The organism is Priestia sp. J2 (genome assembly GCF_020790095.1).
Lineage (GTDB): Bacteria > Bacillota > Bacilli > Bacillales > Bacillaceae_H > Priestia > Priestia zanthoxyli.
Window position 1 is genome coordinate 496,054 of the sequence record NZ_CP086208.1, and the last position, 17,501, is coordinate 513,554.

Below are 17,501 nucleotides of genomic sequence, written 5' to 3' on the forward strand. Positions count from 1 at the left end.
ATATTACAATAAATCTGTAATAAAAGAAAGTGTTTTGTCTTTTTTTCTTAAATTTTTTTAGATTTTTACTAGTTTCTGAAGTAGATATAGTAAATAAATTGCGGATAAATGTTGATTTATCAGGATTTTTAAACCGATTTTTCTATTTTATATTCGTTTTGTTACAAATAATCTTTTTTGTAACAAAACTGTAATAAAAGAAGCTGAATACTTTTAGGATACAGAAAAATAAAGATAAAACGGTGAAAAAGCGATTTTAAAAGTTTTTTTCCTTTTTTTGGGCATATTTCTTTTGCGGTTTTGAGCTTTTTAGTAGAGTAGATTAAGAGGAGGCGAAATCATGAAAGTCATTATACATAGTGAGAAAAGCGGTATAGCAGGCATGAATTACAGAGATCTTCAGGAGATGCCCCCTGAAAGAGGAGAAGTAAAAGTAAGGTTAAAAACAGCAGGTTTAAACCGGAGAGATTTATTTGTTATGAATAATCGAGGCAAAGGAGATAAGCCGTTTATTCCCGGTTCAGACGGTGCAGGTATTATAGAAGAAGTGGGAGAAGGCGTAAAAGGTTTAAAAATTGGAATAGAAGTGATCATTAATCCAAGTCTGGAGTGGGATCGTATAGAGGACATTCCGTTTACGCCTAAAATTTTAGGTGGTCCATCGAATGGAACGTTTGCAGAGTATGTAATCATAAAAGCGGATAATGTTGTGCAAAAGCCGCCTTATCTATCTTGGAAACAAGCGGGAGTTCTTTCATTATCAGCTTTAACTGCGTATAGAGCTCTCTTTACAAAAGGGCAGTTAAAAAAAGGAGAACATCTACTTATTCCTGGTATAGGGAGCGGAGTCGCGACTTATGGCTTGTTATTCGCAAAAGCTATCGGAGCTGACGTAACGGTTACTTCTAGAAGTGATGAAAAAAGAAAGCAAGCCCTAGAGTACGGAGCTGATTATGCATTAGACAGTGGAAGTAACCTAAAAGAAGAAATCAACGATAGAAAAGTAGATATCATACTTGATAGTGTGGGGGCAGCTTTATTTCCGACGTATTTTGAAATACTAAAGCCAAATGGAAGAATTGTTAATTTTGGTGCGAGTTCTGGAAATGAAGTTGAATTGCCTCTAAGAACTATTTTTTATCCTCAATTCAATATACTTGGCACATCTATGGGAAGTCAGGAAGAATTTGTGGACATGATGGATTTTATAGAGAAACATCAAATTAAACCAATCGTCGATAGATTCTATCCGCTGTCAGAGGCAGCTGCAGCTTGCGAACGATTAGATAAAGGAAAACAATTTGGCAATATAGGTTTACTTATTTCAGAATAAAAAAATCCCCGGCGCTAACTGGGGACTTTTTTATATAATCAAACGTTTGTTTAAATGAAAGAAACAAGGTAATAACAGGATTTTTAGCAGTTTTTTATCATAACCACCAAGCCAATAAAAAGGTAACAAATCCTCCTAGTATCAAAAATCCCATGCTGTATTTGAGCGTGTATTTAAACAGTTCACCCTCTTTTCCGGCTAAACCTACTGCTCCAGCAGCGACAGCAATTGATTGAGGAGAAAGCATTTTAGCCATCACGCCGCCGGCAGTATTAGCCGCTACGAGAATAATTGGCAAGACATTAATTTGCTGAGCAGTAGTTAGCTGCAAGTTGCCGAACAGCGCATTATTCGATACGACAGACCCCGTTAGAAATACGCCAATCCAGCCAAGAAATGGAGATAAAAATGGAAAATAAGCAGCTGATGTAGCGAGTGCCAATCCAAGTGTAGAGGACTGTCCTGAATAATTTGAAATAAAAGCAAAAGCAATGACCATCATAATCGTCATAATAGGTCTTGATAGTTCTTTTACGGTTTCCAAAAGAGTGGTCCATGCCACTTTTGCCGATACGTTAAGCAAGAAAACTGAAAGGATACAAGCGATAAGAATTGCCGTACCTGTTGCTGCAAATAAGTCTATTTTTAAGACAGCAGCGTAAGGCGTAGGATCTTTTACTAAAGGCGCTGCTTTAATTACGTGATTGTGTAAAAATGGGACGTTAATAAGCAGGTTCAGATGTTCAAGCGCCGTTTTGACAAAAGAAATGCTCCAAGCCGTAACGAGTATCGTTAATAGAATAAAAGGAGACCAAGCCTTTAAAATTTGTTTTGGTGACAGGCTGAAGCTTTTAGCTGCTGCCGAGCTTGTTCTTTTAATATAAAAAGCAAGAGCAAGCAAACTCACAATAGAAGATGTGATATTTGGAAGTTCAGGGCCGATGTATGTAACAGTTAAATACTGCGTCAGTGCATAGGAAATGGCTGTGATGCTCGTTGCTTTCCATACGTCTTTTAATCCTTTTATCCCATCCATAATAAAGACAAGTAAAAAAGGGATAAGAAAAGAAATAATCGGAAGCTGCGTGCCAAGAAAATGAGCAATTTCTTTTGGATCAATGCCAGATACTTGTCCTGCGACAATGACAGGAATCCCCATGGCGCCAAAAGCTCCTGAAGCTGTATTAGCAATTAAGCATAGCGCCGCTGCTTTTAACGGTTTGAATCCAAGTCCAACTAGAAGCGCTGCTGTAATGGCAATTGGAGCTCCAAATCCTGCTGCTCCTTCTAAAAAAGCATTAAAGGAAAAAGCAACAAGCAGCATTTGCAAGCGGGGGTCATCGGTTATTGAAATAATAGATTGCCTAATGGTAGTAAACTGTCCGCTTTTGACAGTTAGCTTGTATAAGAACACCGCGCCGATAATAATATAGCTGATGGGCCAAAGTGCATACAAAAACCCATAGCCTGTGGCTCCTAAGACCATTGAGGCAGGCATATCATAAAAATAAATAGCAATAATCATAGAAAGAAGTACCGTAATACCAGCAGCAATGTGTCCTTTTAATTTCAAAAGAGTTAAAGCAATAAAGAAAAAGATGATGGGGATGAGTGCAATTAGTGCAGAAAGCCAAATATTATTTAACGGATTATATACTTGAGTCCACGTCATATTCATACACCTCTACTACATATTTAAAACAAGGGAGCGGGGGAGTCCCCCGCAAAAATCTTTTGATGTTACACAAAAGCTCTGTCGCGAGTTTGCTTAAGAATGCTAGCAGAGTGCTCGAGCTGCTGCTGTTCGTGAGGAGTTAAATTCAATTCAATAATTTGGCGCACGCCGTTTTTATTAATGATAGCCGGCACGCCGATATACACATCAGAAATACCGTATTGTCCTTCTAATAAAGCAGATACCGTTAAAATAGAATTTTCATCATCTAAAATAGCCTTGGTGATGCGTACAAGTCCCATCGCAATTCCGTAATAAGTCGCTCCTTTTCGATTAATAATATGGTAAGCCGCATCGCGTGTTTGTTCAAATAGATGCTGCATATCCGGCTCTTTTTCAATAGCAGCAGTATTGATAAAATGTTCGAGCTTCACACCGCCAATTTGCGCGTGGCTCCAAACAGGAAATTCCGTATCTCCATGTTCCCCCATAATATAAGCGTGGACGTTGCGAGAATCTACTTCGAAATAGTCGCTTAACAAGTAGCGGAAGCGAGCTGTGTCAAGAATCGTTCCTGAACCAATTACTCGTTCGTTTGGTAATCCTGATACTTTTTGTGTAACGTGTGCGAGAATATCAACTGGATTTGTTGCCACTAAAATGATGCCGTCAAATCCGCTGTTCATAATATCTTTTACAATGCATTCAAAAATTTTAACGTTTTTTTCAACTAGATCTAAGCGCGTTTCCCCTGGAGCTTGATTAGCGCCCGCTGTAATAACTACTAAATCAGCATCAGCGCAGTCTTTATAATCTCCAGCCCAGATTTTCATCGGTGTGGCAAATGGCATTCCATGATTGATATCGCGTGCTTCGCCTTCTGCTTTTTCTTTGTTCATATCGATTAACACTAATTCATTGGCAATACCTTGATTGACCATTGAAAAAGCGTAGCTTGAGCCAACAAAACCAGTTCCGATAACGGCAACTTTTCGTGTCTTTGGTGTAAATTGTGTTTTCATTTGTATCATCCTTTGAATTTTATTTTGTGATGTTTTTCACAATGTTAGTGTAACAAGAATAAATACCCTCGGCTGTGATAAAAATCACACCCTTAAAAAAATAGTAAACAATTTTACAGGGCGATTTAAAAAAGGGTTCTTCTACATGAAGTGCCACATTTAGAAAGATCTTAAACGTTTAAAGTGTTGAGTAAAGGCAACTTGTTTTGCAGAAAGCTAAAGAGTTTAACATTCTCTATTTGTATGTTAACAGCCAATAATGTTTCTATAGACCCACACGAAATCCATTTGTTACACTAAGTTTGCTTATTTTGAATAAAGGAGTGGAAGGGATGGAGAACTACTATGAGCAAGCCCAAAAAGGCGCTTGGGTTAGTATCTTATCATATATCTTTTTATCAGCATGTAAACTTATTATTGCGGGTGTCACCGCTTCCTCTGCTTTAAAAGCCGACGGTCTTAATAATGTTACAGATATTATTGCATCAATTGCCGTCTTAGTCGGCTTAAAAATCTCTAAAAAACCTCGCGATAATGATCATCCCTATGGACATTCCAGAGCGGAACATATCTCTTCACTTATTGCTTCTTTTATCATGATGGTCATCGGACTAGAAGTATTGGTCGACGCGGGTCAGTCATTATTTATGGACAAATCTGAAGCGCCTAATTTACTGGCTGCTTGGGTAGGTCTTGGAGCGGCTGCTGTTATGGGTGGTGTCTACCGGTATAATATTAAGCTTGCTAAAAAACTTGATAGCCAGTCTTTATATGCGGTTGCTAAAGATAATTTGTCTGATGCACTTGTGAGTATAGGGGCTGTTGTGGGAATTTTCGGCTCACAATTCGGCCTGCCCTGGCTGGACGTGGTAGCTGCTTTTGCTGTGGGAATTATTATTTGTAAAACAGCCATCGAGATTTTTAAAGAAGCGGCTCACTCCTTAACGGACGGATTTGATGAAGAAAAGTTAGGGCACTACAAAGAAAGCATTGGGCTTGTAGAAGGTGTAAAAGAAGTAGAAGATGTGAAAGCGCGCAAGCTTGGTAATCAAGTCGTGATTGATGTAACTGTTAAAGTAGATCCCCATTTAAATGTTATTAAAAGCCATGAAATTGCTGATCAAATTGAACATATGATGAACGATGAGCATCAGATTAAAGATACGCTTGTTCATATTGAACCTGATGCATACGAAAAGCAAAAATAAAACCAGCACGTTCTTTCGTTATGAAAGGATGGGCTGGTTTTATTTTTGGAGAAATTTGAAATAAATCACAAAAACTTCTTCAAAAATGAAAATGAAAAGCCGTTATTAGTAATATAAAGATTTTTGTAGAAGGGTGAGGGAATGAAGAGGTTAAGTGCAAAGCTCGTAGTATTTTTTAGTATTTTTATAGCTATTTTATTATTAGTTGTTTCAGGGGCTGTTTATCAATTTACCAAAACACAAATAGAAAAAGATGTAGAGATTCAGTCTCAAAGTCAAGTGAAAGAGTTAAAAGAAACGATTCATACGTACTTAGACATGTATAGTCGTTCTTTGCTGACGTATAGTGAAAATGATGTAATCGTTAATTTTGTTAAGCAGGAAGGAAATCAAACAAACCAAGAGAAAAATCCGTATTTTACATGGAACACAGTTCAAAAAGAGTTTACACAGTTTAAAGAAAAGTATCCTAACTTAGTACTTGAATACATAGGCACAAAAAATAAAGGAATGTATTCTGTTCCTAAGCAAGAGTTTGGTTCAAACTATGATCCGACTTCCAGGGTGTGGTACAAACAAGCAGTAGAATCACCTGATGAGGTTGTTTACACGGATCCATATGAAGATGCAGCAACGAAAAAGACGGTTGTGACGATTGCAAAGGCTATTTTAGATCCAGATACTAAAAATGTGCTGGGCGTTATAGCTACTGATTTAGACTTAGATGCATTAAAAAACATTGTAGGTAAAGCAGAAGTAAATCACGGTGGATATGCATTTTTATTTGATCAAAATGGCACAGCGCTCGTTCATCCAACAGAAGCTGGAAAAAATTTAATGAATCAGCCATTTATGAAAAAAATGTACGAAGCAGACCGGAATAAAGATTTCATGAAGTATACCTTTCAAGGTGAAGAGAGAGTGATGGCATATGATACTCTCGAAGGAACGAATTGGAAGATAGGAAACGCCTTTATTTATAATGAAATGCTCTCAAGCGCTCATCATTTACTGAATGTGATTGTCTGGATTGCGTTAATTGGCATCTTATTATCAGTGGTGTTAACCATCTTTTTCTCAAGAATCATTACGAATCCACTTCGCCGCTTGAAAAACGAAGTAGCCAAAGTAACAGCTGGCGATTTAACAGTTCAGGTTCAGACGAAGTCAAAAGATGAAATTGGTGAACTTACTCATTTATTTAACGATATGGTAGCTAAAATGAAAACATTGATTGGCACGGTTCAGACGTCTGTTGAGACAGTAAAAACGTCTGTTGAAGACTTGAGTGCTGTATCTGAAGAAGCAACTGCATCCAGTGAAGAAATTGGCCGGGCTATCCATGAGATTGCCAGCGGCGCCACGCAGCAGGCTTCTGACGCTGACTCTACTAATCACAAAACGATGAGTTTATCTTCACAAATTGAAGAAGTCATTGAACAAAACGCCCAGATTAATAAAATGACGATTGAAGCTGTAACCATCAATGAAAAAGGCTTAAAACAAATGCAGCTGCTTCGCAACCAAACTACCGAATCATCTCAGACGATTCACGGTGTTCAAACGGTAATGGAAGAGTTAACAAGTAAGATGAAAGAAATTGAATCTATTATTTTTACAATTAATAGCATTTCAGATCAGACAAATTTACTTGCACTAAATGCTAGTATTGAAGCAGCTCGTGCAGGAGAACATGGCAAAGGATTTGCGGTAGTAGCTGAAGAGGTACGAAAACTTGCTGAACAGTCCTCTCAGGCTACTGAACAAGTTCGCCACACGATTGCAGCGATTCAAGGGGAAGTCGCGGCTGCTCGTGAAGAATGCAACCGGACAGAAGAACTTTCAAAATCTCAAGACTTTGTGGTAGGAGACACAGAACAAGCTTTTCGTGAAATTGCTACTACCATTGAGCAGGTGGCAGCGGCTGTCGAACATGTAACAAGCAGCATGGACAGCATTGATGAGCATAAGGAAGACGTGGTAGCGGCCATTCAAAGTATAGCAGCTATTGCACAGCAATCAGCAGCAGGAACGGAAGAAATTACGGCTTCTACAGAAGAACAAATTAGAGCTATTTCTACTGTTTCTCAATCGGCTGAACATTTGCAAGAGATTAGTGAAGAATTGGCGAACTTGATTCGTCAATTTAAAATTAAATAAAAAAGAGCGCCAATAACATATTGGCGCTCTTTTTTATTTAATAGGAAAACAAGTTGCTGTACGGTAAAAAAACCTGCTGATCTAGAGGTGCAACAGCTGACACGCGCTGATGTGTAAACGGGTGTATAAAAGAAAGCTTAATGGCATGTAAAGCTTGCTGCTGATCTTTTAATCTCTTTCCGCCATAAAGCGTATCACCAAGTAATGGATGGCCGATGTGACTCATATGAACACGTATTTGGTGAGTGCGTCCGGTCTCGAGCGAAAGTTCAATAAGCGTTTCATTTTTTGCCATATTGCGCTTTAACACGCGATAAGATGTTTTGGCAGCTTGTCCCGTTCTAGATACTCTTCTTCTCGTAGCGTGATGGCGATCGCGTCCAATAGGTTCATTAACGATTCCTTGCTCTTGTTTCATGAGTCCTTGGACAAGAGCAACATAAGTCCGGTTAATTTTACGTTCAGCCAGCAGCTGGTCAAACACAGAGCTTGCTACAAAATGCTTCGTGAATAAGATAGCACCTGATGTATCGCTGTCCAAACGGTGAACGTGTCTAGGCTTTGTTTTGAGGCCTATTTTTTGAAAATAAGCAGCTACAGCATTTAAAAGAGTTTTTTGGTCCTGCTCTGATGAAGGATGAGTATTTAGGTTTATTGGTTTGTTTACAATTAGCACGTGTTCATCTTCAAACAAAATCTCTATATTAACATTGTAAGGTGTTATTTCATCAGGTTCTGCTTCAAAAAAAGGGAGTGACACTCTATCATTTTCCTTAAGAGTGTTCCTCCATGGTAAAGGTTCACCGTTTATAAGCACATTTTTATTCATCCGAAACTGATGCAGCGTTTTTTTAGGAATACGCCATTTCGTTTTTAAATAATCTTCAATTGTTTGCCCTGCATCATTTTTTGCGATTTTATCTTCTAGCCATTGGCCGTGTATACTCATATTTAATCCCTTCCTTACATACTAGTAAATATCCTTTAATCTTTAAAAAGAACTTGTAAATAATTAGGAGGAAATAACTACCTGAAGTTCTCGTTTTATGTTTATGTTATGCTAAATAAAGAGACATAAGTTAAGAGAAAAAAGGGGGGGTAACCATGAAAATTGCCCAAGCAGCTCCGCCAGAAATGGAGAATTACATAGAAGAGTTGACTGAACAGCTTCGCTATGACTTGTTACCTCGGTATGTATCTGTAGATAAGCTTAATCCTGATGAATTATTAAATCCAGATTATTGTACAGACCATTTATATAATGGCTTACTCGATGAAGCATTGCAAGTCATTAGTAGCCTTCAGACAATAATTGCCGTAATTGAAGCGATTCAACATCGGCCGATTGAAGAAAGCGACTGCGAGCAATTCGAAAAAAATATTGCAATTTTAAAAAAATACGGGTTTTTATTTCCTGTTTCCATTGAGTGTTTTGCAAAAGAAAACAATTTGATTACGTATTCGTATGAATCGTTTTATAATTCATACATAAATTAAAGAGGCTGGGAGAAAAGTATTTTAGCCTAAGTGAAAAACGAACTATTGATCAGCAAGTTTGATGAGTGGTTCGTTTTTTTTTTTATGGTGAATACAACTTCATCTGTTTCGTCCTTCCAGCAGTTGATTGAAGGGCAAGGCGAAGACTCCCGCGGAAAGCGAAGCCTTGCATGGAAATCAACGGCGGTGTCATAAGCGGTTCAGTTCATGTATCTCATTTGTTCGTCTTTAGGTTGGATTCATTTAGTTCTGTACCGGCCTCTTTTTAATCATATATTTCAGACTTCTATTGGACATTCAAAAAGAGCTTGTGATATGGTCAAACTTGTATAAATCCATCAAAAAATAAATAGGAGCGAAAACATGACAAAAGCAAAATTATGTTTTATTGGTGCAGGCTTTCACGCATCAACGAACATTTACCCCTCTGTTATTGAAGCGGGAGCAGAAATTAAAGCAATTTCCACACGCAGTATCGAAAGATCAAAAACTGCTCTTCAACGATTTGGGAGCAGCGGTACGCCGTACGATGATTATAAGAAAATGCTAAAGCAAGAAAAGTGCGATGGAGTAGTGGTTGTGGCACAGCCTGAAGATCATCCTGCTTTGGTGCTGGATTGCATTCGAGCAGGACAAAATGTTTATGTGGACAAGCCTTTGGGGATGAATAAAAGAGAAGCAAAAGAGATTTCAGATGCTGCTAAGCAAGCTGGCGTAAAAGTTATGGTAGGTTTTATGAAGCGCTATGCGCCTTGTTATATGAAGTTAAAAGAATTAATTGAAGAAGGTAGCCTAGGAAGTGTCCGTTCATTTCAAGCAAGATTTGCTGTAGACAGTACCCCTTTTTGTAAAGATGAAGAGCAGTTTATGAAGCTTGCTGCCATACATATTGTTGATCTCGTCCGTCACTTGTTCGGCGAAGTCGTTCACGTGACAGGGTTCAGAAATAATCATGGTGAATATATTTCAAATAGTATTTCGCTGAAGTTTGACAATGGCACTGTAGGGAGCCTGTATTTTACTGGCATGACAGCATGGTCTCGAGAAAGTGAAAACTTATTAGTGACATTTGACGATGGCTTTGCTTTTGTTGACGAAATAAATTCATTAACTATTCACGAATCCCAGACTTTTGATGAATTACCGTGGAAATCATTAAAAGAAAACGATCGTGTGTTTACACCTTCTGCTTCACCGATGTCGGGAGCTTACCGAGATCTTTACCTTCGTGGTTTTGTTGGAGAGATGGCTCATTTTATTGAGTGTTGTACAAATGACCAAGAACCTCTTTCCAGTGGGAGCGACAATGTAAAAACGATGAGATTATGTGATCAAATACTGTCATCTTTAATGTAAAGAAAGCTTTAAAGAAAAGAATGTACGATGAATAGCTTACTGTAAATTATGTAAATAATACTAAATAATGTTATGATTAGACAGGTCGTATAAACGAAAGCATTTACCTTTCATAAGATTACAAAACGTTTCAATCTTATTACATATGTTTAAAATTAGCCTAAATGGTTTCTTTTTACGCCTATATCATATACAATGCCCCCTAGATGATTTTTTCGAATAGCTAATAATCGTTTGGGATTATGAAAGGAGATTAATCATGAGAAAACTGATGTATACATTGCTCATTGGGTTAATTGCTGCAGCTTTAACAGCTTGTGGTTCAAACGATGATGCAAAGCAATCAAAGAACGATGATCAAAAAACTGCACAAACTGAGAAGCAAAAAGAGGCTCAGGAAAAGCAGGAAAAGCAAGCAAAAGAAATGCAGAAGAAATTAGATAAACAAAAAGTAGATGAAAAGAAAACCGTAGCAGTTGTAAACGGTAAAAAAGTTTCGGGTGAAGAATATAATGCAGCCCTGGCTACATCACAAAATCAGTACCAACAAATGGGACAAGACCCAACTTCTAAAGAAGCAGCTAAACAAGTAAAGCAGCAAACAATTGACAATTTAGTAGGTCAAACGCTGCTATTGCAAGAAGCTGAAAACAAAGGCTATAAAGCAACTGATGAAGAAGTAAATAAAAAGTTAAAAGAAACGAAAAAGCAGTTCAAAACAGATAAACAGTTCAAAGCGGCTTTAAAAGATGCAGGAATCACTCAATCACAATTAAAGTCTGAGCTGGCTGACAGCATTAAATATCAGCAGTACGTAGATAAAGATATCCAAACACCTGAAGTAACAGATAAGGAAATTCAAGATTATTACGATCAATTTGCAAAACAAAGCCAAAGTCAAGCAAGCGGCAGTAAAGAACAATCTCAAATGCCAAAGCTTGAAGACGTAAAGCCTCAAATTAAGCAGCAGCTTGAACAACAAAAGAAACAAGAAGCATTACAGAAAAAAGTTGAAGAACTTAAGAAAAATGCAAAAGTTGAAGTGAAGCTTTAAATACAAATGAAACGGCCCTTTAAAGGGCCGTTTTTTTGTTATGTACATTTATTGCTTCTTGTCAGTAAAAAGGGGTGCGTGAAAGATTTTAATGTATTTTGACTTATAAGGTAAAAAGTGTTCTGATAGTTTGCCTTTCATCCTATACTTTTCTTATATAGATATAAGAGAAATTGGGGGAGTCGATAAATGAAAAAGGTGGCTGTTTTTTTTGTTGGGCTTGTTTTTTTACTCGCAGGGATGGGTCTGACAGGCAATGCTTCTGCGGCGTCAAATCAACTTATTATCATTAATAAATCTACTAACACCCTTGCTTTTTATAATGGAGGAAAATTAGTAAAGACGTTCAAAGTTGCGACAGGGAGGCAGATGAGTTATACACCAGAGGGTACTTTTAGCATTGTGAATAAAATTAAAAACCGGCCTTATTATAAAGACAACATTCGCGGAGGAGATCCTAGGAATCCACTAGGTGATCGCTGGCTAGGATTAAATGCGCGCGGAACGTATGGTACCACGTACGCTATTCATGGAAATAATAATCCAAGTTCTATCGGAACCTACGCAAGTTCAGGGTGCATTCGTATGTATGATGAAGAGGTACGCTGGCTGTTTGACCGCGTTCAAACCGGTACAAAAGTGGTTATTGGTCAATTTCATTCTCAAAGTTTTGATTCAATCGCTATTAAAAACAAATACAAAATAAGCAGTACTCCAGTTGCCCAGAATCTTTGTAAAACGAAAAAGCTCTCAAAAGGCCAAATTGGTTTTGTAACGATTCAATCACCGATGGTTTTGTTAAAAGAAGAAAAAGGAAAATGGGTAAAGATTCGCACGTTAAATCGCGGTGAACGCTATAATGTATATAAAATAAATGGCATTAAAGTCTCTTTAGGACCAGGATTTATTGAAAATTATCCTAATAAAAAAACATCCATAAAATTAGATATTTGCAAATAGAAAATGAGGCTGGGACAAAAGTATTTTAGCCTAAGTGAAAAACGAACCATTGATCAGAATTTTGATTCTTGGTTCGTTTTTTTTATTATGGTGAACGCAGATTTCATCTGTTTCGTTCCTTCTAGCAGTTGATGGGAGGGTGAAGACTCCTGCGGCCGCCCGCGGAAAGCGAAGTCTTGCACGGAAGTCAACAGCGGTGTCACAAGCTATCCATACGAGCTAATCCATTTGTGCGTCTTTCGATTGGATTTATTTCGTTATGTCTCACCCTCATTTTTTGAATTTTTAATAATGTTTATTATAATAAAAAACAGGGAAACTAATTGCCTAATGAAGAGAGAGAAAGGGTTGTTTGAGCGTATGTCTACAATAGACTTATCAAAATTCGAGAAAAAAATGATTATTCGTAACATCAAACCGGACGATATAGATGAAATTTTAGCACTTCAAAAGCTATCATTCCCCGGAATGGATCCGTGGAAAAAAGAACAGCTTGAAAGTCATCTGGCCATTTTTCCAGAAGGACAAATATGTGCAGAGTACGACGGGGAAATTATCGGATCTTGTTCCAGCTTGATTGTGAACTTTGATGAGTACGATGATCAGCATACGTGGGACGATATTACAGACGAAGGATACATTACAAATCATAACCCAGAAGGCTACAATCTGTATGGAATTGAAGTAATGGTTCATCCAAAGTATCGCGGCATGAAAATAGGACGCCGCTTATATGAAGCGCGTAAAGATTTAGCACGTGAATTGAACCTTAAAAGTATCATCATCGGAGGAAGAATTCCTAATTACCATAAGCATTCAGCTGAAATGTCGCCTAGAGAGTATGTAGAGCAAGTTATTCATCATAAAATTTATGATCCAGTACTATCTTTTCAGCTAATGAACGGATTTACGCTTATGCGTATAAACCCTGGTTATCTTCCTGATGACCTAGCTTCTAATAAGTATGCAACGCTGATGGAATGGAACAACGTAGATTATGTTCGCCGTTCAAAACGCCATTTTAAAACATCATTCCCAGTGCGTATTTGTGTTGTTCAGTATATGATGAAACAGATCAATTCATTTGAAGAGTTTGCAACACAGGTAGAATATTATACAGATGTTGCTTATGATGCAAAAGCCGACTTCTGCGTATTCCCGGAAATTTTCACAACTCAGCTCATGTCTTTCTTGAATGAAAAAATTCCAAGCAAAGCGGTTCAGCGCGTAGCAGAATATACGGAAGAGTACATTGAGTTATTTACTAACTTAGCGGTTAAATATAACGTAAATATTATTGGAGGATCCCACTTCGTCGAAGAAGATAATGGAGATATCTTTAATATTGCCTATCTATTCCGCCGAGATGGAACAATTGAAAAGCAGTACAAAGTGCATATTACACCTAATGAAAGAAAATGGTGGGGAATTAGCCCAGGAGATAAAGTTGAAGTGTTTGATACAGATTGCGGGAAAATTGCGATCCAAATTTGCTATGACATTGAATTTCCGGAGCTTGCTCGTATTGCTACAGATAAAGGTGCAAATATTATTTTTACACCATTCTGTACGGAAGATCGTCAAGGCTATCTGCGCGTAAGATACTGCTCTCAGGCTCGTGCGATCGAAAACCAAATTTATACGGTTATCGCAGGTACGGTTGGAAACCTGCCTGAAACAGAAAATATGGATATTCAGTACGCTCAGTCTGCTATTTTTGCACCGTCTGACTTTGAATTTGCACGAGACGGTATTGTAGGAGAATGTAACCCTAATATTGAAATGGTGGTTATTGGAGATGTAGATTTAGAAATTCTTCGTCGCCAGCGTCAATCAGGAACGGTTCGTCAATTAAAAGATCGACGCCATGACGTTTACAATATTAAATATAAAAAATAACGCAGTTTCTAAAAACATCATGCAAATGCATGGTGTTTTTTATTTCAACTTTTGCCATAATAAAAACTATTACAATGAATTTTGTGGACTAACCATGGAAAAGAGGGGAAAACATGAGTTTTCATGGACAATCGGTATTACCCGCTGTTCGAGATATGAAGCAATTGGAAAATTTTTTAGTAAGCAATTACGAGTACGGAGTTCTTTTAGACAATCAAGTGGGCATGCTAAAAGGAATTATGAGAGAGGTTCATAAGCATGAAAAAAAGCTAATCATTCATTTAGACTTAATTCATGGCTTAAAGCACGATGAGTATGCGGTTGATTTTTTGTGTCAGGAGTTTAAGCCTGCGGGGATTATTTCGACAAGAACAAACGTCATTTTAAAAGCTAAACAAAGAGGAATCTATGCCATTCAACGGGTCTTTTTATTAGACAGCACGGCTTTGAAGAAAAGCTACGAGTTAATGAAGAAAGTAAAACCCGATTATATTGAGCTTCTTCCTGGAATTGTGCCCACTTTAATCCAAGAAGTCAAAGCTGAAACAGGCATTCCGGTGTTAGCCGGAGGTTTAATACGAACCGAAGAAGAAGTTCGTAATGCTTTAGGAGCCGGGGCTTCTGCTGTTACAACATCAAATAGAGAACTGTGGAGTATTTCAACTTAAAAAAACTGTTTGACAACGCTTTCATCATCTAGTAAACTTCTAGATAAGTTAATAGTTGTGAGGGAGAATAGGAGATCCACGGTATAGCCTTTTAATGATTTTATTAGGGGGATGTATGGTGGATTTTCTTATTTTCTTGTAATGTTAACCGTGTTTATACAAAGGGGAGGTATTTATATGCAAGCATTTTTAGGAGAAGTAATTGGAACAATGATACTAATTATCCTTGGCGCTGGTGTATGTGCGGGCGTCAATTTAAAAAAATCGTTTGCTGCTAATTCAGGATGGATTGTTATCACAATGGGGTGGGGAATGGCAGTAGCCATGGCAGCATATGCGGTTGGTAATATGAGTGGAGCACACTTAAACCCAGCGCTAACAGTAGCGCTTGCTATTACAGGTGATTTTCCATGGTCGCAAGTACCGATGTACATTTTAGCTCAGTTTATTGGAGCGATTCTTGGTGCAACAGTTGTTTATTTACACTATCTTCCACACTGGAAAGAAACAAAAGATGCTGGTACAAAACTAGGCGTATTTGCAACGGGGCCAGCAATTGCGAACCCATTTGCAAACGTTTTAAGTGAGGCGATTGGAACATTTGTATTAGTAGTAGGAATTTTAGCAATTGGAGCAAATAAATTTACAGATGGATTAAATCCTTTAGTAGTAGGATTTTTAATCGTAAGTATTGGTTTATCATTAGGAGGAACAACAGGGTATGCTATCAACCCTGCTCGTGATTTAGGACCTCGTATTGCTCATGCTATCTTGCCGATACCGGGTAAAGGCAGCTCGAACTGGAAATATGCATGGGTGCCAGTAGTGGGGCCTCTATTAGGGGGATCAATTGGCGCAGTCTTTTATCAAGCAGCATTCTTAAATAAAATGTCTAACAGCTTATGGATTGTCTTAAGTATTGCAGTGATTGTTTTAGCGGTTATCTACGCGGTTTCTAAACAAAAAGCAGCGCAAATTCAATCAGCAGTAGTACCGAAAAAATGAATGTGCTTTACCATCTAACTATGTACAATAAAGAAACGACACTATACAGAGAATAGGGGATATTGATATGGAAAAATTTATTTTATCTTTAGACCAAGGAACAACGAGCTCACGAGCAATGTTATTTAATAAAAAAGGTGAAGTTGTGCATGTAGCTCAAAAAGAGTTTACGCAGTACTTTCCAAAACCAGGTTGGGTAGAGCATAATGCAAGTGAAATTTGGGGTTCTATCCTTGCTGTTATCGCATCTTGTTTATCTGAGTCAGGCGTTCACGCGGACCAAATTGAAGCAATTGGGATTACGAATCAGCGTGAAACAGCCGTAGTATGGGAAAAAGCAACAGGAAAACCCGTGTATAATGCTATCGTATGGCAGTCTCGTCAAACGTCTGGTATTTGTGAAGAATTAAAGGCAAAAGGATTAAACGATACGTTCCGCGACAAAACGGGGTTATTAATTGACGCATACTTCTCTGGAACGAAAGTAAAGTGGATTTTAGATAACGTAGAAGGTGCACGAGAAAAAGCAGAAAACGGTGAATTGTTATTTGGAACAATTGATACATGGTTAATTTGGAAGTTATCAGGCGGAAAAGCGCATGTAACGGATTACTCAAATGCCTCTCGCACGCTTATGTTCAATATCTACGATTTAAAATGGGATGATGAACTACTAGATATTTTAGGAGTACCAAAATCTATGCTTCCGGAAGTAAAGCCTTCTTCTGAAGTATACGCTCATACCGTAGATTATCATTTCTTTGGTCAAAACATTCCAATTGCTGGAGCAGCAGGGGATCAGCAAGCCGCTTTATTTGGACAAGCGTGCTATGAAAAAGGAATGGCGAAAAACACGTATGGAACAGGTTGCTTCATGTTAATGAATACGGGTGAAAAAGCAGTTAAGTCGGATCACGGTTTGTTAACTACATTAGCATGGGGGATCAACGGCAAAGTAGAATACGCGCTTGAAGGCAGTATTTTTGTAGCAGGATCTGCTATTCAGTGGCTTCGCGACGGTTTGAGAATGTTTAAAAATGCGGCTGAAACTGAAAACTATGCAACACGAGTAGAGTCTACAGACGGCGTATATATTGTGCCAGCTTTCGTAGGACTTGGAACACCTTATTGGGATAGCGATGTACGTGGAGCGATGTTTGGATTAACTCGAGGTACAAAAAAAGAACACTTTATCCGTGCAACGCTTGAATCATTAGCTTATCAAACAAGAGACGTATTAAGCGCGATGGAAGCAGACTCTGGAATTACATTAAAAACATTGCGTGTAGACGGAGGAGCAGTTAAAAATAATTTCTTAATGCAGTTCCAAAGTGATGTGTTAGATGTTCCTGTTGAGCGTCCTCAAGTGAATGAAACAACCGCTCTTGGGGCAGCATATTTAGCGGGTCTTGCGGTCGGCTACTGGAAAGATTGTGATGAAATTGCGCAACAGTGGAATATGGAAAAATCTTTCGAACCAAACATGGAAGAAGAACAACGTGAAGAATTATATAGCGGCTGGAAAAAAGCCGTACATGCAACAATGGCTTTTAAGTAATTATTTGATGAAAATCCTTTAATTAAAAGCGCATGTATGATATAATGTATTCAAGTTAATAAATTGGTTGGAGAATCGGAGAGACCACAGATCCATATGTAGGCAT

The 17,501-nt window shown here is 38.0% G+C and carries 15 protein-coding genes; 12 read left to right on the plus strand and 3 right to left on the minus strand.

The window, feature by feature from the left end:
• Positions 1-340 precede the first annotated feature (340 nt).
• On the plus strand, positions 341-1,333 hold the full coding sequence (locus LJY09_RS02650) for a zinc-binding dehydrogenase (RefSeq protein WP_154974264.1): 993 nt from the start codon (positions 341-343) through the stop codon (positions 1,331-1,333).
• Between the two features lie 97 nt (positions 1,334-1,430).
• On the opposite strand, the gene LJY09_RS02655 is transcribed toward LJY09_RS02650, so the two are convergent.
• Together LJY09_RS02655 and LJY09_RS02660 are read right to left on the minus strand one after the other, a co-directional pair.
• Positions 1,431-3,011, minus strand: coding sequence for a lactate permease LctP family transporter (locus LJY09_RS02655; RefSeq protein ID WP_028414325.1), 1,581 nt, complete (start codon positions 3,009-3,011; stop codon positions 1,431-1,433).
• 62 nt (positions 3,012-3,073) lie between these two features.
• A complete protein-coding gene (locus tag LJY09_RS02660) occupies positions 3,074-4,030 on the minus strand; it encodes an L-lactate dehydrogenase (RefSeq protein ID WP_013081626.1) in 957 nt (318 codons plus the stop codon).
• A 332-nt stretch (positions 4,031-4,362) separates the two neighbouring features.
• On the opposite strand from LJY09_RS02660, the gene LJY09_RS02665 reads away from it, so the two are divergent.
• Positions 4,363-5,238, plus strand: a complete 876-nt coding sequence (locus tag LJY09_RS02665) for a cation diffusion facilitator family transporter (RefSeq protein WP_028414323.1) — start codon at positions 4,363-4,365, stop codon at positions 5,236-5,238.
• 141 nt (positions 5,239-5,379) lie between these two features.
• On the plus strand, positions 5,380-7,398 hold the full coding sequence (locus tag LJY09_RS02670; protein ID WP_154974267.1) for a methyl-accepting chemotaxis protein: 2,019 nt from the start codon (positions 5,380-5,382) through the stop codon (positions 7,396-7,398).
• A 37-nt stretch (positions 7,399-7,435) separates the two neighbouring features.
• Here the strand turns inward: LJY09_RS02670 and LJY09_RS02675 are convergent, their stop codons facing one another.
• A complete protein-coding gene (locus LJY09_RS02675; RefSeq protein WP_154974269.1) occupies positions 7,436-8,347 on the minus strand; it encodes an RluA family pseudouridine synthase in 912 nt (303 codons plus the stop codon).
• 155 nt (positions 8,348-8,502) lie between these two features.
• Here LJY09_RS02675 and LJY09_RS02680 point away from each other — a divergent pair, with 155 nt between their 5' ends.
• The 9 genes from LJY09_RS02680 (at position 8,503) to glpK (ending at position 17,395) form a co-directional block, all read left to right on the plus strand.
• The gene (locus LJY09_RS02680; RefSeq protein ID WP_013081630.1) at positions 8,503-8,895 is read left to right on the plus strand and encodes a YhcU family protein; all 393 of its coding nucleotides are present in this window, start codon (positions 8,503-8,505) and stop codon (positions 8,893-8,895) included.
• A 30-nt stretch (positions 8,896-8,925) separates the two neighbouring features.
• Positions 8,926-9,090 carry a hypothetical protein gene (locus LJY09_RS02685; protein ID WP_224980780.1) on the plus strand — a complete coding sequence of 55 codons (165 nt, stop codon included), beginning with the start codon at positions 8,926-8,928 and terminating at the stop codon, positions 9,088-9,090.
• Between the two features lie 168 nt (positions 9,091-9,258).
• Entirely contained in the window at positions 9,259-10,251 is a 993-nt protein-coding gene (locus LJY09_RS02690) for a Gfo/Idh/MocA family protein (protein WP_154974271.1), read from the plus strand.
• Between the two features lie 259 nt (positions 10,252-10,510).
• Positions 10,511-11,305 carry a SurA N-terminal domain-containing protein gene (locus LJY09_RS02695; RefSeq protein WP_033580669.1) on the plus strand — a complete coding sequence of 265 codons (795 nt, stop codon included), beginning with the start codon at positions 10,511-10,513 and terminating at the stop codon, positions 11,303-11,305.
• A gap of 189 nt (positions 11,306-11,494) precedes the next feature.
• Positions 11,495-12,265, plus strand: coding sequence for a L,D-transpeptidase (locus LJY09_RS02700; RefSeq protein WP_154974273.1), 771 nt, complete (start codon positions 11,495-11,497; stop codon positions 12,263-12,265).
• Positions 12,266-12,625: 360 nt separating this feature from the next.
• Complete coding sequence (locus tag LJY09_RS02705) at positions 12,626-14,164, plus strand: carbon-nitrogen hydrolase family protein (RefSeq protein WP_013055260.1); 1,539 nt, start codon at positions 12,626-12,628, stop codon at positions 14,162-14,164.
• 113 nt (positions 14,165-14,277) lie between these two features.
• A complete protein-coding gene (locus tag LJY09_RS02710) occupies positions 14,278-14,832 on the plus strand; it encodes a glycerol-3-phosphate responsive antiterminator (protein ID WP_033580667.1) in 555 nt (184 codons plus the stop codon).
• A gap of 177 nt (positions 14,833-15,009) precedes the next feature.
• Complete coding sequence (locus LJY09_RS02715; protein ID WP_033580666.1) at positions 15,010-15,837, plus strand: MIP/aquaporin family protein; 828 nt, start codon at positions 15,010-15,012, stop codon at positions 15,835-15,837.
• Between the two features lie 67 nt (positions 15,838-15,904).
• Complete coding sequence (gene glpK / locus LJY09_RS02720; protein WP_033580665.1) at positions 15,905-17,395, plus strand: glycerol kinase GlpK; 1,491 nt, start codon at positions 15,905-15,907, stop codon at positions 17,393-17,395.
• Positions 17,396-17,501 lie beyond the last annotated feature (106 nt).

What these genes read in the sequence shown, in the direction of transcription:
- LJY09_RS02650 (WP_154974264.1), top strand. Translation starts at nt 341, where the DNA reads ATGAAAGTCATTATACATAGTGAGAAAAGCGGTATAGCAGGCATGAAT.
- LJY09_RS02655 (WP_028414325.1), bottom strand. Translation starts at nt 3,011, where the DNA reads ATGAATATGACGTGGACTCAAGTATATAATCCGTTAAATAATATTTGG.
- LJY09_RS02660 (WP_013081626.1), bottom strand. Translation starts at nt 4,030, where the DNA reads ATGAAAACACAATTTACACCAAAGACACGAAAAGTTGCCGTTATCGGA.
- LJY09_RS02665 (WP_028414323.1), top strand. Translation starts at nt 4,363, where the DNA reads ATGGAGAACTACTATGAGCAAGCCCAAAAAGGCGCTTGGGTTAGTATC.
- LJY09_RS02670 (WP_154974267.1), top strand. Translation starts at nt 5,380, where the DNA reads ATGAAGAGGTTAAGTGCAAAGCTCGTAGTATTTTTTAGTATTTTTATA.
- LJY09_RS02675 (WP_154974269.1), bottom strand. Translation starts at nt 8,347, where the DNA reads ATGAGTATACACGGCCAATGGCTAGAAGATAAAATCGCAAAAAATGAT.
- LJY09_RS02680 (WP_013081630.1), top strand. Translation starts at nt 8,503, where the DNA reads ATGAAAATTGCCCAAGCAGCTCCGCCAGAAATGGAGAATTACATAGAA.
- LJY09_RS02690 (WP_154974271.1), top strand. Translation starts at nt 9,259, where the DNA reads ATGACAAAAGCAAAATTATGTTTTATTGGTGCAGGCTTTCACGCATCA.
- LJY09_RS02695 (WP_033580669.1), top strand. Translation starts at nt 10,511, where the DNA reads ATGAGAAAACTGATGTATACATTGCTCATTGGGTTAATTGCTGCAGCT.
- LJY09_RS02700 (WP_154974273.1), top strand. Translation starts at nt 11,495, where the DNA reads ATGAAAAAGGTGGCTGTTTTTTTTGTTGGGCTTGTTTTTTTACTCGCA.
- LJY09_RS02705 (WP_013055260.1), top strand. Translation starts at nt 12,626, where the DNA reads ATGTCTACAATAGACTTATCAAAATTCGAGAAAAAAATGATTATTCGT.
- LJY09_RS02710 (WP_033580667.1), top strand. Translation starts at nt 14,278, where the DNA reads ATGAGTTTTCATGGACAATCGGTATTACCCGCTGTTCGAGATATGAAG.
- LJY09_RS02715 (WP_033580666.1), top strand. Translation starts at nt 15,010, where the DNA reads ATGCAAGCATTTTTAGGAGAAGTAATTGGAACAATGATACTAATTATC.
- glpK (WP_033580665.1), top strand. Translation starts at nt 15,905, where the DNA reads ATGGAAAAATTTATTTTATCTTTAGACCAAGGAACAACGAGCTCACGA.